Source organism: Pandoraea captiosa (assembly GCF_902459775.1).
Lineage (GTDB): Bacteria > Pseudomonadota > Gammaproteobacteria > Burkholderiales > Burkholderiaceae > Pandoraea > Pandoraea captiosa.
This window is the reverse complement of the sequence record NZ_CABPSQ010000002.1, coordinates 1,118,713-1,132,653: the sequence shown is the minus strand read 5'-3', so window position 1 is coordinate 1,132,653 and position 13,941 is coordinate 1,118,713. Positions and strand designations below refer to the sequence as shown.

Genomic DNA, 13,941 nt, shown 5'->3' with positions numbered 1-13,941 from the left:
GTCTGGTGGATACTCAATGAATATCTAGCGAACACGCAAAGGCAACTGCCGGATGGCATCGCCATTCGACGGCGAGAAACACCGCGCCGCCGCCTCCTGCCAGGGTAGCCAGACGTGGTTGACATGCTCGCGCGGCGAGAGCGTCACGACCGTATCTTCCGGCACGCACAGGCCGAACCAGTGCTCCGTATTGCGCGTGACGCCGGGCGCGTAGCGGTGCGCCCAGCGCTCATAGATGTTGTATTGAATCTGATGATGCCAATCGGTGAGCGACTCCTCGGGCACGGGCGTGCCGTTCGCCACGCGAATACCCGTCTCCTCGAAGACCTCGCGCGTGGCCGTCTCGATCAGCGGCTCGTCGAGCCGGTCTTTGCTCCCGGTGACCGACTGCCAGAAATTCCCGGCATCGGCACGCTCGATGAGCAGCACGTCGAGGGCCGGCGTGTAGATCACGACGAGCACGGATTCGGGGATCTTGAAAGGCTTCATGCAGGTGACCGGGTTCATGACGGCAATTACGACGATTGCGACGATTGCGACGATTACGGCAATGCCGTCGACAGGAGCGACGGCAACGATGATGCATTGTATAGGGCATGCGCCATGTTGCGGCACAGGGATCGCCAACCGCTCGGTGCGCCGCCGAGTCCGTCGCTTCGGCCACCATTAGGGAAGTCCCGAAAAACAAAACCCCCTCGCCGGAGACGGCAGAGGGGGCTTGCATCCTGCATGCGACATTCGGCGTGCGACGACGGGAGAGCGCCCGGCGTACGCACGTCCAACAGCCTTACGCCTTCGGCGCTTCGGCCTGACGCAGACGGATGTGCAGATCGCGCAGTTGACGCTCGTCCACCGGCGACGGCGCTTGCGTGAGCAGATCCTGCGCACGTTGCGTCTTCGGGAAGGCGATCACGTCGCGGATCGAATCGGCGCCGGCCATCATGGTGATGACGCGGTCCAGGCCGAACGCGATACCGCCGTGCGGGGGCGCACCGTATTGCAGCGCATCGAGCAGGAAGCCGAACTTCGCACGGGCTTCTTCCTCACCCAGCTTGAGCGCACGGAACACCTTGCTCTGCACCTCTTCCTGGAAGATACGGACCGAACCGCCGCCGATTTCCCAGCCGTTGAGCACCATGTCGTAGGCCTTTGCCAGGCACTTGCCCGGATCGGTCTCGAGGTAATCGATGTGCTCGTCCTTCGGGCTCGTGAACGGATGGTGGCAAGCCACCCAGCGGGCATCTTCCTCGTCGTACTCGAACATCGGGAAGTCGACGACCCACAGCGGGCGCCAGCCGGCTTCGAACAGACCATGGGTCTTGCCGAATTCCGAATGACCGATCTTCAGACGCAGCGCGCCGATACCGTCGTTGACGACCTTGGCCTTGTCCGCACCGAAGAAAATGATGTCGCCGTCTTGCGCGCCGGTGCGCTCGAGGATCGAGGCGATGGCGGCGTCGTGCAGGTTCTTCACGATCGGGCTTTGCAGACCGTCGCGGCCCTTGGCCACTTCATTGACCTTGATCCAGGCCAGCCCCTTCGCGCCGTAGATCTTCACGAAGTCGGTGTAGGCGTCGATTTCGCTGCGCGAGATCTCCGCACCGCCCGGCACGCGCAGGGCGACCACACGACCGCCTTCGGTCGTTGCCGGCACCGAGAACACCTTGAAGTCCACGTCGGCCATCACGTCGGTCAGCTCGGTGAATTCGAGCTTCACGCGCAGGTCAGGCTTGTCCGAGCCGAAACGACGCATGGCTTCGGCGTATTCCATGACGGGCACCTTGGCGTCGAGCTCGACGTTGATGGCTTCCTTGAACACGTGACGCACCATGTTCTCGAACAGATCGCGGATTTCCTGCTCCGAGAGGAACGAGGTTTCGCAGTCGATCTGCGTGAATTCCGGCTGGCGGTCGGCGCGCAGGTCTTCGTCGCGGAAGCACTTGGTGATCTGGTAGTAGCGATCGAAGCCGGCCACCATCAGCAACTGCTTGAACAGCTGCGGCGATTGCGGCAGCGCAAAGAACATGCCGGCGTTCACGCGCGAGGGCACCAGATAGTCGCGTGCGCCTTCCGGGGTGCTCTTCGTGAGCATCGGCGTTTCGATGTCGATGAAGCCTTGCGCGTCGAGATACTTGCGCACTTCCATCGCCACCTTGTAACGCAGGCGCAGGTTGTATTGCATCTGCGGACGACGCAGGTCCAGCACGCGATGCGTGAGGCGCGTGGTTTCCGAGAGGTTTTCGTCGTCGAGCTGGAACGGGGGCGTGACCGACGGGTTGAGCACCTGGAGCTCGTGGCACAGCACTTCGATCTTGCCGCTCGTCAGGTTGGCGTTCTCGGTGCCGGCCGGACGGCTGCGCACGAGGCCCGTGATCTGCACGCAGAACTCGTTGCGCAGGCCTTCGGCGGCCTTGAACATCTCTGCGCGGTCCGGATCGCACACGACCTGCACCAGACCCTCGCGATCGCGCAGGTCGATGAAGATGACCCCGCCGTGATCACGGCGGCGATTGACCCAGCCACAAAGCTTGACCGTTTGGCCCAGTTGTTGCTCGGTCACCAGACCGCAGTAGGAGGTACGCATGGACATTTTGCTGTTCCGATTTTCAAAAAATGGCGTCGACAGATCCCGTGGCTCACAGGAGCGGGCCGGGACGTTGCTGGCGCGGGTTGTGGGCGGGCGCCACCACGCCCATCGATACGATGTACTTCAGTGCGGCATCGACCGTCATGTCGAGTTCGATGACGTCGCTCGCCTTCATCATCAGGAAGAAGCCTGACGTCGGATTCGGCGTCGTCGGGACATAGACGCTCACGTACTCGCCCTGCAAGTGATTGACCACATCGCCGCCCGGCGCGCCGGTCAGGAAGGCGATGGTCCAGGATTCCCCGTGCGGATAACGCACGAGCAACGCCTTGCGAAACGCGTTGCCGCTGCTCGAGAGCAAGGTGTCGGAGACCTGCTTGACGCTACCGTACAAGGGTCCAACGATGGGAATGCGCGTCAGAATGGCTTCCCACCAGCCGACCAGCTTCTGACCGATGAAATTATGCGCCAGAAGCCCGACCACGAACACGAACGCGAGCGTGACCACCACGCCGAAGCCCGGCACGCGCATGCCAAGCAGGCGCGACGGCTGCCACTCGTCGGGCAGCAGCAACAGGGTCTGATCCATCGTACCGATGATCAGGCCCAGCACCCAAAGCGTGATGGCCAGGGGCACCAGCACCAGCAGGCCGGTAAGGAAAATCGTCTTCAACGCCGGTTTTTTGACGCTCATGGCAGGACTCGCGAATGTGGGCGGCGACTGGGTCAGCGGGGCAAAACTTGAAAGTGTTACTGAATACTATCGGTTACTGATGACATGTCTGGCATCGAGCCCGGCATGCCAGGTGCTGCAATTCGGTTCGGTGCGGCGCTGTGCGACTCAATGCGACACACCGCCGCGCGATTCCCGTACGGAAGGGCTCAGTGACAGGCGCAACCACCGCCGCAGCTCGCTGCGGAGGCGCTCGACGATTCGCTGCCGCCGGATGCCGGAGCCGACGCCGAGGCGCTCTCGCCGGACGCTGCCGCCGCACCTGCTGCACCTGTTGCACCGGACGCCGGAGCGCTCGTGCCACCGGAGCCGCCGCGGAAATCGGTCACATACCAGCCCGAGCCCTTGAGCTGGAACCCGGCCGCAGTCACCTGCTTGCGAAACGTGTCCTTGCCGCATTCCGGGCACTGGGAGAGCGGGTCATCGCTCATTTTTTGCAGCACATCTTTCGCGAAACCGCATGTTTCGCAACGATAGGCGTAGATAGGCATGATTCTTTTCGACGGAAAAAGGCGCGCAAAGCCTTGAATTATAACCGCTTCACAAGGCTTTCGGGATTTGTACGGTGATATATGGGGTTGGCGCCGTTGAAGATCAAGGCCGGCGCCACCCCGGGCCGCGTCAGATCGTGGAGACCCGCTGCTCGGGCGGCTGATCGCGCTCGGCGGCCGGTTGCAGCAGCGAGCCGACGACCATCCCTGCAATCGACGCCAGCAAGCCGGCGAGTTGCGGCGGCACCAGCGCCTGGGGCGCCCAGGCTTCGCAGGCAATCCACACGACCAGGCCGAAGAACACGGCCAGCGTGCCGCCCAGCGAACTCGAACGCTTCCAGTACAGGCCGAAAGCCAACGGCACGAAGCAGCACACCAGCGTGACCTTATAGGCGCTCTCGACCATCTGGAAGATCGATGCCTTCGAGTTCAGGGCGTACACAAGCACCAGCGCCGTAAAACACAGCACGACCATACGCATCAGGCGCAGCAGATGCTTGTCGTCGATGCGCCCCTTGAGCATCGGGCGAATGATGTTCTCGGCAAACGTCACCGACGGCGCCAGCAGCGTGGCCGACGCACAACTCTTGATGGCCGAGAGCAGCGCCCCGAAGAACATGACCTGCGCGACGATCGGCACGCTGGTGAGCACCAACTGAGGCAGAATCTGTTGCGGATCGGTGCCGATGTACTTCTGCACCATCGACGGCGCGATGAGCAGCGCCGAGTAGGCGAGGAAAATCGGGATGAACGTGAAGAAGAAATACAGCACCCCGCCCGTGATCGAACCGGAGACGGCAATGTTCTCCGACTTGGACGACATCACGCGCTGGAACACGTCCTGCTGCGGGATCGAACCGAACATCATGGTCACGCCCGCCGCAATGAACGCCAGCACGTCGGCCGGATTCATCTCGGGCAGGAACACGAACTTGCCGGCGTCCGCCGCGTGGGCAATCACGGCTTCCGCCCCGCCGGGGACCATGCCCGACACGACCACAGCGATGTAGACGAGCCCCACCACGATGATGATCATCTGGATGAAGTCGGTCACCGCCACCGAGATCATGCCGCCCAGCAGCGTGTAGGCGAGCACCGAGACCGCGCCGATGATCATGCCCGTGGGCTCCGACATGGCGCCGCCTGACACAGTGTGGAACACGAGACCGAGCGCCTTGATCTGCGCACCGACCCAACCGAGGTACGAGATCACGATGGCGATCGACGTCACCACCTCGACGGTGCGGTTGTACTTGAGCTTGTAGAAGTCGCCGATCGTCATGAGGTTCATGCGATACAGCTTGCGGGCGAAGAACATGCCCACGAGAACCAGGCACATCGACGAGCCGAACGGGTCGGCCACCACGCCGCGAAGGCCTTCGCCGATGAAGGTGGCCGGAATGCCGAGCACCGCTTCCGAGCCGAACCAGGTGGCGAACACGACCGCCACGACCATGCCGTAGGGCAGACGGCGGCCGGCGACGGTGAAATCCTTGGTATTGCGGACCTTGAGGGCGGCCAACAGCCCGATGGCCACCGAAATGACCCAATACAGAATGACAAACCAGATCAGCATAACGCGGCCCCAGCCAAGCCCCAGGGCGGTGGTCGCTGGCCGGGAATCGTCAATGGCGGACGTGATTCGGCCGCATGAAGCCGCCGCGCAAGCCAACGAAACCTAGCCTTGGGCCGCAGCCTTCCGGGCAACAGAAAATCAGGTCGTGCATGACGGGGCTGATGCGATTCAGCGCTCGGGGGCGCCCGTTCTTGCCACCTGGCGAAAAATTTTGGGCCGATTATAGCGGCGCGGAAGACGGGCGGGGAAAAAATCACAAATCCGCTGAAGATTCGTGGCAAATATCGGGAAATACGCGACGGCTGCACGAACGTTACCGGCATTTGGCGACGGCCGCCGCTTGCCGCGTAGGCATTGCTCCACGCGCGAACGGACGCCGGAACGCACCTCCGAACATACCCCCGAACATACCCCCGGACACACTTCCGAACGTCTCGGGATCGTACGCCCGAACAACGCGGACTCAGCGACGCCGCCAGACCATCCAGTGTTCGGCGCCAGCGAACACGGGGACCGAATCGTCGACGCGCCGGGTGTCCTCACAGACGAAGTCCGACGCCAGCAGCGCGTCGAGTGCATCCGGCGCGATGCCGAACGGCGGTCCCTTTTGCGTTTCCCTCAGAAAGAAGAACCCCACCAGACGCCCACCCGGCGGCAGGAGCTGCGCCATGCGACGCCCGTAGTCCTGCCAGAGGTCGCGAGGCAGCGCGCAGAGAAATGCTCGTTCGTAGATCAGGTCGAGTGTGAAAGGCGGCGTGTACGCAAAGAAATCGGCCTGTTCGACGAGCGAGGCTCGCTGGCCCAACTGGGCTTTGGCCGACGCGACCGCCATCGGCGAGAAATCGATGGCGCGCACGGGCCAGCCCTGCGTGTCGAGCCACGCGGCCTCGTAGGCCGCGCCGCAACCGGGAATCAGCGTGGCACGCGGCACGCCCTCGGTTGCCTCGGCGGCCACGAAAGCGCGCAGCGCCTGAGGCACGCCGGCCGCGTCCCACGGCGTGAAAGATCGGGCGAAGCGCTCGTCCCAGAACGCCGCTTGCGACGGATCCCGATGCGCGAACGACGGCACGTCGGGCGCCCCGGCCGACGCCGGCATATCGCCGGCACGCGTCCCATGCTCCCCCTTCTCCCCATGCTGTGCGTGCGTCACGGCGTCAAATTTGCGAAGGTTCACCACTGCGCCTCGTTCGAGAAATGCCGGATCAGCTATACAGCCACACGAACGCCGTCAGCACGCCGATGGCAATGCCGCCGACAAGGCAAAACGCGCCCGTGAGCAACCGATTGGTGCGGCGCTGCTCCTGGAGCAACGCCAACAGCAGCGTGTCGTCCTGACCACGCGCGTGGGCGGCGAGCGCCTGATGGATCAGACGCGGCAATTGCGGCATCGTCTTGCTCCATTGAGGCGCTTCGGCCTTCAGGCGTTCCAGCCAGCCACGCGGCCCGATCTGCTCGGCCATCCAGCGTTCGAGAAACGGCTTGGCGGTCTTCCACAGGTCCAGATCCGGATCCAGCTGGCGCCCCAGTCCCTCGATATTGAGCAGCGTTTTCTGCAGTAACACGAGCTGCGGCTGAATTTCGACATTGAAGCGGCGCGACGTCTGGAAAAGACGCATCAGCACCAGCCCAAGCGAAATTTCCTTGAGAGGACGATCGAAATACGGCTCGCACACCGCGCGAATCGCCCCTTCGAGTTCCTCCACACGCGTATCGGGCGGCACCCAGCCCGACTCCAGATGCAGCGACGCCACACGGTGGTAGTCGCGACGGAAGAACGCAAGGAAGTTCTGCGCCAGGTAGTTCTTGTCGAACTCGGACAGGGCGCCGACGATGCCGCAATCGAGCGCAATGTAGCGGCCGAACGTGGCGGGGTCGAGACTGACCAGAATGTTGCCCGGATGCATGTCCGCGTGGAAGAAGCCGTCGCGCAGGAACTGCGTGAAGAAGATCTCGACGCCTTCGCGCGCGAGCTTCTTCAGATCCACGCCCGCTTCACGCAGCACGTCGATCTGGCTGATCGGCACACCGTACATGCGCTCCATCACGAGCACCGAACTGGAACTGAACTCCCAATAGATCTCGGGCACCATCAGCATGCCGGAGTCGATGAAGTTGCGGCGAAGCTGCGCGGCGTTGGCGGCTTCGCGCATCAGGTCCAACTCGTCGTGCAGGTACTTGTCGAATTCGGCGACGACTTCACGCGGCTTGAGGCGCTTGCCGTCCGGCCACAGGCGTTCGACCCAACCTGCCAGATCCCGCATGAGCGCCAGATCGCTGTCGATGACACCGAGCATGTTCGGGCGCAGCACCTTCACGGCGACGTCCTTGCCCGCATGTTCGCCCTCGCGAACCCTGGCGAAGTGCACCTGGGCAATCGACGCGCTGGCCACCGGAATGCGCTCGAACTCCACGAACACTTCTTCGAGCGGACGTCCCAGCGACTTTTCGATGCTCGCATGCGCCACCTGCGGATCGAACGGCGGCACTTGGTCCTGCAAACGCGCGAGTTCCAGCGCGATATCGGGCGGCATCAGGTCGCGGCGCGTGGAGAGCACCTGCCCGAACTTCACGAAGATCGGCCCGAGCGATTCGAGCGCCAGACGCAGGCGTTCGCCACGCGGCGCCTTCAGACCGCTGCGGCCGATCGTGAGCACGCGCAGCAGCGCTCGCGTGAAGGGATGGGGAATGCTCGAGAGCACCAGCTCATCGAGACCGTACCGGTAGCAGACGAAGAAGATCTTGATGAGACGCAGAAGACGCATCGGTCAACGGCCTCCGTGAGTGCGAGGCGCCGCAATGGCAGTCCCCGTCTGACGTTCGAGCTTCTCGATGCGCTTTTCCAGCCGCGCGAGGTCGTCACGCAACGTACCGATATCCGCACGCATGGCATCGAGTCGGGGTCGCGCCACAAGCATCGGATTCTCTTCGACCAGATAATCGGCTAGCGAACGCGCCAGCGTGCCCCCCGTGCGGCGTGCGCCTGCCACGGCGGCCTTGCCGGTCTCGGTTACACGGTGCGCGGCAGCGTCGCCGATCACCTTGCTGAGGTCTTCCGCAGCCTCCCAGCGCAGATGCTGGGCAAGATACGACACCGTGTTGGCGAACTCGGCGTCACCTTCGATCTTGACGTGACGCATCACGGCGGCCTGCCCGCCTCCCGCAAAATCGGCCAGCGCCGCCGGGGGCACCGAGATACTGACGTCGCAGGGGAAATTGGCTTCGGCGGCGGCGAGATAGCCGTCGTCGCCCACGCGCAGGCGCAGGTCGACTGGGGACATGGCCAACCGGGCGGACGCACCGATGTGATGGCGCAGGCGCTCGCGTGCCCACGGTTCGCGGGCAAGCAGATGGTTCACGGTGGCGGCAAAGGCTTTGGCGGCTACGGTCATGAGCTAGGCGGCCGACCGGCGCTGAACACCGGTCGCACCGAAAGACGCCGTCCGGCAACGATCTTCGGACGGCAAAAACAAAAGAGCCCGCGCTTCGGTGCGCGGGCTCTCATTGTAAGGCAGGTTACGGCAAAAACGTCGCCAGCTTAGCTGAGCTGCTGAATCCCGGCGAGCACCCAGCCACCGTTGCCGGTCACCGGCTTGGTCAGGTTCCACACTTCGTTGAACGGCTCGGCGGCGGCGCCTTCGGTTTCGCGGATCAGGCCCGAGAAGCGAACGCTTGCCATGTACTCGGTGGTCGACTGCTCGATACCGAGAAGTTCGGCGTCAAGCTGCACGACATCCGTACGGTTGGTCGACTTGCCGCGCTCTTCGAGATCCATCTTGATTTCCGCGAACATCTGCGGCGTGGTGAACTCGTTGATGTCGGCCTGATCGCCCTTGTCCCATGCGGCTTGCAGACGGTTGAAGTACACCTTCGCGCTGCGCAGGAAGCCTTCCGTATCGAAACCGGCCGGCACACCGAACGACTCCGTCGCGGCGGCGCCCGCTGCGGCACCGGCGGCCACCGGCAGGCCGGATGCGCCGGCCAGATGCGACGGCTGGGCCGGTTGTTGACGCGACTCGTTTTCCCACGACTGACGCAGCGAGTTATTCGAAGCGTCGTTGCCTGCGCCTGCATAGGCCGGCGTCTGCGACTGCGACTTGTTGCCGCGGAAACGGCGAATGATCCACATCACGGCGAAGGCGATCAACGCGATGATGATGACGTTGGCCATCATGCTCGCAAACGCACCGCCCATGCCGAAGTGCGACAGCAGCGCGGCGATACCGAGACCGGCGGCCAGACCGGCGATCGGTCCGAGCCAGCGGTTGGCCGGCTTGGCGGCGGCAGCCGCACCCGCGGCACCTGCGCCGGCGGCGGCCGGTGCTGCCTGCGTCGGGGCGGCGCCCGGTGCGGCTTGCGCCGGTTGTTGCGGCGTGGCCTGACGTTGCGTCACGGTGTTGGACTGCTTGCCGATGCTCCGGCCGCCGCCAACGCGCTTGGCGTCAGCGTCCGCGATCGTCATGCCGACCGCCACTACGCCGGCCACAACGCCCAACAACAGCTTGTTTTTCAGGAACTGGAACATCGTTCTGGTCTCTCCGTGGAGTTTATAGGTTGCTGTCTATTGACAGACGTCAACCCAAATGGTTCAGCCGCTTTTTACGTACTGAAACCAGATAAGGCGTCGGGCGATTCTGCCACAGCAAAATTAGCTTGTTCTTAGGGATTCCAGACAAAACGCCCCGGCGTGGAAATTTTCCACCGTCCGGGGCGCGGCATGGGGTCTGGGGTGTCAGATTCGCCCGGATAAGTCTTGATACGTCTGACAAGTCGGGCGAAGCCAGTAAGTGAGCGTGTACTTAGAACTTGCGGCCGATGTGCAGCGCTACGACGCCCGCCGTCAGGTTGTGATACTCGACCCGTTCGAGGCCGACGTCTTCCATCATCGACTTGAGCGTTTCCTGATCCGGGTGCATGCGAATCGATTCGGCCAGATAGCGGTAGCTGTCGGCGTCGCCCGCGATGCGCGAGCCGAGCCACGGCAGCACCTTGAACGAATAAGCGTCGTACGCCTTTTCCAGCGGCTGCCAGACCTTCGAGAATTCCAGCACCATGACCTTGCCGCCCGGCTTGATCACGCGGCGCATTTCCGCAAGCGCCGCGTCCTTGTGCGTCATGTTGCGCAGGCCGAACGCCACGCTTACCACGTCGAAATAGTTCGACGGGAACGGCAACTTCTCGGCGTCGCACAGCAGCGACGGCGTGACGATGCCGTCGTCGAGCAGACGGTCGCGCCCCACGCGCAGCATCGATTCGTTGATGTCGGTGTGCCACACTTCGCCGGTCGGTCCCGCCTGACGTGCGAACGCCTTCGAGAGATCGCCCGTGCCGCCCGCGATGTCGAGCACCTTGAAGCCCGGGCGCACAGCAGCACGCCCGATCGTGAACGCTTTCCAGATGCGGTGCAGCCCGCCCGACATCAGGTCGTTCATGATGTCGTACTTGCTGGCGACGGAATGGAACACTTCGGCGACTTTGCCGGCCTTTTCCTTCTCGTCTACGGTTTCATAACCGAAGTGGGTCTGATCACCCATTGCACATCTCCAAAATCATGTAAGCGAGCGCACGCTCAGGCGCGCATCACCGGAACCTCAATGGTGGTGGCAGCCACCTGCGGACGGCGCGGGCATCGGCGTGTCGCGATCGACACCTGCTGCCGCGAGCTTGTCCAGGTACTCCTGCCACAGTGCGTCCTGTCGCACGCACAGCTCGTAGAGGAAGTCCCACGAATAAATGCCGGTGTCGTGTCCATCCGAGAACACGGGACGCACCGCGTAATTGCCGATCGGCTCCAGGCCGTTGAGCGTGACGTCGCGCTTGCCGGTTTGCAGCGTCTCCTGCCCCGGACCGTGACCGCGCACTTCCGCCGATGGCGAGAGCACACGCAGCAATTCAAACGGCAGGCGGTAAGTCTTGCCGTCTTCGTAACCGAGTTCCAGCACCTTCGAAGCGCGATGCAGCGTCAGGGAAACGGGAATCGGCGTGTCTTTCTCCAGCCCAGCCATGGTCTTGCTCCAGAAAATTCATTGCGTGCCGGTTTGTGACACATTCCGTGGCACATTCGGTTGACACGTTAAGTGACACCTGCGGCGGCACCTCGTGCCGCACGTCGGCGGGCAGTATAGCTGCTCAGCCCCGAGCGGTCATGCCGACCGACGCGTGGCCTCGGGATTTCGGGTGCGCGCACCGGCAAGACACCCGCGACATCGCAAACGCCCCCGCGCCTGCCCTCGTCGGGGAGCGATCGCCGCCAGAACGCGACCGGCTTGGCCCGCAGCTTACGCCGGCCATCCCGGGATTCGCTCCAATTCTGCCACGATGGCCTCGCGCAGCGCAGGCATCCACGCCGAGCGCTCGGCGATCACGGCTTGCGGCAATTCGCGTTGCGGGGCACTCCACACCGAGCCGGGGAAGTGAATGTCGTCGCGATAACGCGGGATCACATGCCAATGCACGTGCGGCACCATATTGCCCAGACTCGCCACGTTGACCTTGTGCGGCGACATCACCGTGCGCTGTGCCGTCTCGACGGCGAACACGGCGCGCATCACATGTTCGCGCGCGGCCTGCGGCAGATCGCTCATTTCGGCCACGTGCGCGTGCCAGATCACGCGGGCAAAGCCCGGGTAACCGGCTTCGTTCGCCAGCACCACACGCAGCACCGGATCGCGCCATACGACTTCACCGCCGTCACCGGCGCAAAACGGACATTCCATCTACGCTCTCCCTTCCCTTGGCGATCGCTCACTATCGATCACTATCACTCACTATCGAGCACAAGCCCTCAGCACTCGGCGCGCGCCTCACGTCAGTGCTTTCTGCCCTTTCGGCGCTTGCCCGTCGCAGGATCGACCGGCCCGAGCGCGAGTTCGGCAAAATCGATTTCGCTGAGCAGTTCGCGCAGCGTTTCGTCGTTGATGCGGTGCGTAATGCGCAGACGCGACAGCTCCACGCGCTCGGCCTGCAACGCCGCCGCGCGCAAACGACGCTCCACTTCCACCTCCCGCACCGCGCGCTCGCGCATCTCGTCGGTCGCCGTCGACGCATTGAGCGTGCGGCGATAACGTCCCATCACCCGGGCGGCGGCTTCGGCGCACACGGCCGTGTCCAGTTCGTCGCCCGACTTCGCAATCACCTTCTGCAACGATTCGACGGCACGGATCGCCGCTTCCGACGCCGCAAGCCTCGCCTCGCCCATCTCGCGATTGCGCGGGTCTTCGACCGGCCAGCGCACACCGCGCAGCAGTACCGGCAGCCCGAGGCTGCCGCCTATGAGCGAGAGCAGGATCACACCGGCGGCAAGGAAAATCAGCAGGTCGCGGCCTGGGAACGGCGCGCCGCCCGGCAGCGCCAACGGCACGGAAAGCGCACCGGCGAGCGTCACCGCCCCGCGCACGCCGGACAGGGCCGTCACACCGGTGAAGCGAATGCCGGGCTTCATCGTGATTTCCCCGCGACGCATGCCGAGGAAATACATCACCCGCCAGGCCACCCATACCCAGCAAAAGCGCAGCACGATCAGCACCGCCGAGATGGCGCCCACGTAGAACATCAGCTCGCCCAGATTTACCAGCGTGCCCCAAAGGTGCTCGCTCGGGCGCAGGGCCGCGCGCACGATGTCGGGCAATTGCAGGCCAAGCAGTACGAACACCGCGCCATTGAACACGAATTCGAGCATCGACCACACCCCGTTGCCGAGAATGCGTGTGGCCGTGCGAGAGTTGAGCAGATCCGTGGAGCTGACCGTCATGCCCGCCGCCACGGCCGCGAGAATGCCGGAAAACCCGAAATGCTCGGCAAGCAGATAGGCGGCAAACGGCATGAGCAGCAGGAGCAGCACCACGGTCGCGGGCTCTTCGGTGGAGGCGTCGAGCACGCGGCGATGGAATTGCGTGAACAGCCAGGTCACCGCCCAGCCCGCGAGCAGGCCGCCGATCGCAATCACGAAGAACGAGAACGTGGCGTTGCCGATGGAGAAGATGCCGGTCGTGGCGGCCACCAGCGCAAACTTGAACGCCACCAGACCGGAGGCGTCGTTCATCATCGCCTCGCCTTCGAGCACGTGCATAAGGCGCGTGGGCATGCGCATGCGCCCGGTCAGCGCGGAGACGGCAACGGCGTCGGTCGGCGAGAGCACGCCACCGAGTGCGAACGCAACCGCCAGCGGAATCGAGGGAATCATCCAGTGGATGAAGTAGCCAACGCCCAGCACGGTGAAGATCACGAGGCCGAGCGCCATGGCGATGATCGGCACCCGAAGGTGCCAGAACTCGCGCTTGGGCATGCGCCAGCCGTCGGCGAAGAGCAGCGGCGGAATGAACAGCAGGAAGAAGATCTCAGGGTCGAGATCGATGTGCAGGCCCGCGCCCGGATAAGCGAGCGCGGCACCCACGGCGATCTGCACGAGCGGCACGGGCAGGAACCGGACGAAGCTGACCAGCACGCCGGTCAGCGCCACGACGAACAGCAGGATCAGTGCTGTGTAGACTACCTCCATGCCACCTCCGTGATCCGTCGGTCAGGCATCGGCCGCGTTCCCCGCCAGGCGCAGCGGGGG

13 protein-coding genes are annotated in these 13,941 nt (G+C 63.8%); all 13 read right to left on the bottom strand.

Annotated features, from left to right (window positions below; genetic code table 11):
• Positions 1-24 precede the first annotated feature (24 nt).
• The 13 genes from nudB to PCA31118_RS10235 all read right to left on the bottom strand — a co-directional run bounded on the left by nudB (position 25) and on the right by PCA31118_RS10235 (position 13,881).
• On the bottom strand, positions 25-489 hold the full coding sequence (nudB, locus tag PCA31118_RS10295) for a dihydroneopterin triphosphate diphosphatase (protein ID WP_150625091.1): 465 nt from the start codon (positions 487-489) through the stop codon (positions 25-27).
• A 298-nt stretch (positions 490-787) separates the two neighbouring features.
• Positions 788-2,590 (bottom strand): aspartate--tRNA ligase, encoded by a 1,803-nt coding sequence (aspS, locus tag PCA31118_RS10290; RefSeq protein WP_150625090.1) that lies wholly within the window; start codon positions 2,588-2,590, stop codon positions 788-790.
• A gap of 46 nt (positions 2,591-2,636) precedes the next feature.
• Positions 2,637-3,281, bottom strand: coding sequence for a DUF502 domain-containing protein (locus PCA31118_RS10285; RefSeq protein WP_044454192.1), 645 nt, complete (start codon positions 3,279-3,281; stop codon positions 2,637-2,639).
• A gap of 188 nt (positions 3,282-3,469) precedes the next feature.
• On the bottom strand, positions 3,470-3,811 hold the full coding sequence (locus PCA31118_RS10280) for an FmdB family zinc ribbon protein (RefSeq protein ID WP_150625089.1): 342 nt from the start codon (positions 3,809-3,811) through the stop codon (positions 3,470-3,472).
• A 130-nt stretch (positions 3,812-3,941) separates the two neighbouring features.
• Positions 3,942-5,387, bottom strand: coding sequence for a high affinity choline transporter 1 (locus PCA31118_RS10275; RefSeq protein ID WP_150625088.1), 1,446 nt, complete (start codon positions 5,385-5,387; stop codon positions 3,942-3,944).
• Between the two features lie 463 nt (positions 5,388-5,850).
• Entirely contained in the window at positions 5,851-6,483 is a 633-nt protein-coding gene (locus PCA31118_RS10270) for a methyltransferase (RefSeq protein WP_150625214.1), read from the bottom strand.
• Between the two features lie 106 nt (positions 6,484-6,589).
• A complete protein-coding gene (ubiB, locus tag PCA31118_RS10265) occupies positions 6,590-8,149 on the bottom strand; it encodes a ubiquinone biosynthesis regulatory protein kinase UbiB (RefSeq protein WP_150625087.1) in 1,560 nt (519 codons plus the stop codon).
• 3 nt (positions 8,150-8,152) lie between these two features.
• Entirely contained in the window at positions 8,153-8,776 is a 624-nt protein-coding gene (locus PCA31118_RS10260; RefSeq protein WP_150625086.1) for a ubiquinone biosynthesis accessory factor UbiJ, read from the bottom strand.
• Between the two features lie 146 nt (positions 8,777-8,922).
• Positions 8,923-9,909 (bottom strand): Tim44 domain-containing protein, encoded by a 987-nt coding sequence (locus PCA31118_RS10255; protein WP_150625085.1) that lies wholly within the window; start codon positions 9,907-9,909, stop codon positions 8,923-8,925.
• A gap of 274 nt (positions 9,910-10,183) precedes the next feature.
• On the bottom strand, positions 10,184-10,918 hold the full coding sequence (gene ubiE, locus PCA31118_RS10250; RefSeq protein ID WP_150625084.1) for a bifunctional demethylmenaquinone methyltransferase/2-methoxy-6-polyprenyl-1,4-benzoquinol methylase UbiE: 735 nt from the start codon (positions 10,916-10,918) through the stop codon (positions 10,184-10,186).
• A 57-nt stretch (positions 10,919-10,975) separates the two neighbouring features.
• Positions 10,976-11,389 (bottom strand): gamma-butyrobetaine hydroxylase family protein, encoded by a 414-nt coding sequence (locus PCA31118_RS10245; RefSeq protein ID WP_150625083.1) that lies wholly within the window; start codon positions 11,387-11,389, stop codon positions 10,976-10,978.
• Positions 11,390-11,662: 273 nt separating this feature from the next.
• Positions 11,663-12,100: an HIT family protein gene (locus PCA31118_RS10240; protein WP_150625082.1), complete on the bottom strand. Its 438-nt coding sequence runs from the start codon at positions 12,098-12,100 to the stop codon at positions 11,663-11,665.
• Positions 12,101-12,192: 92 nt separating this feature from the next.
• Positions 12,193-13,881 carry a Na+/H+ antiporter gene (locus PCA31118_RS10235; RefSeq protein WP_150625081.1) on the bottom strand — a complete coding sequence of 563 codons (1,689 nt, stop codon included), beginning with the start codon at positions 13,879-13,881 and terminating at the stop codon, positions 12,193-12,195.
• Positions 13,882-13,941 lie beyond the last annotated feature (60 nt).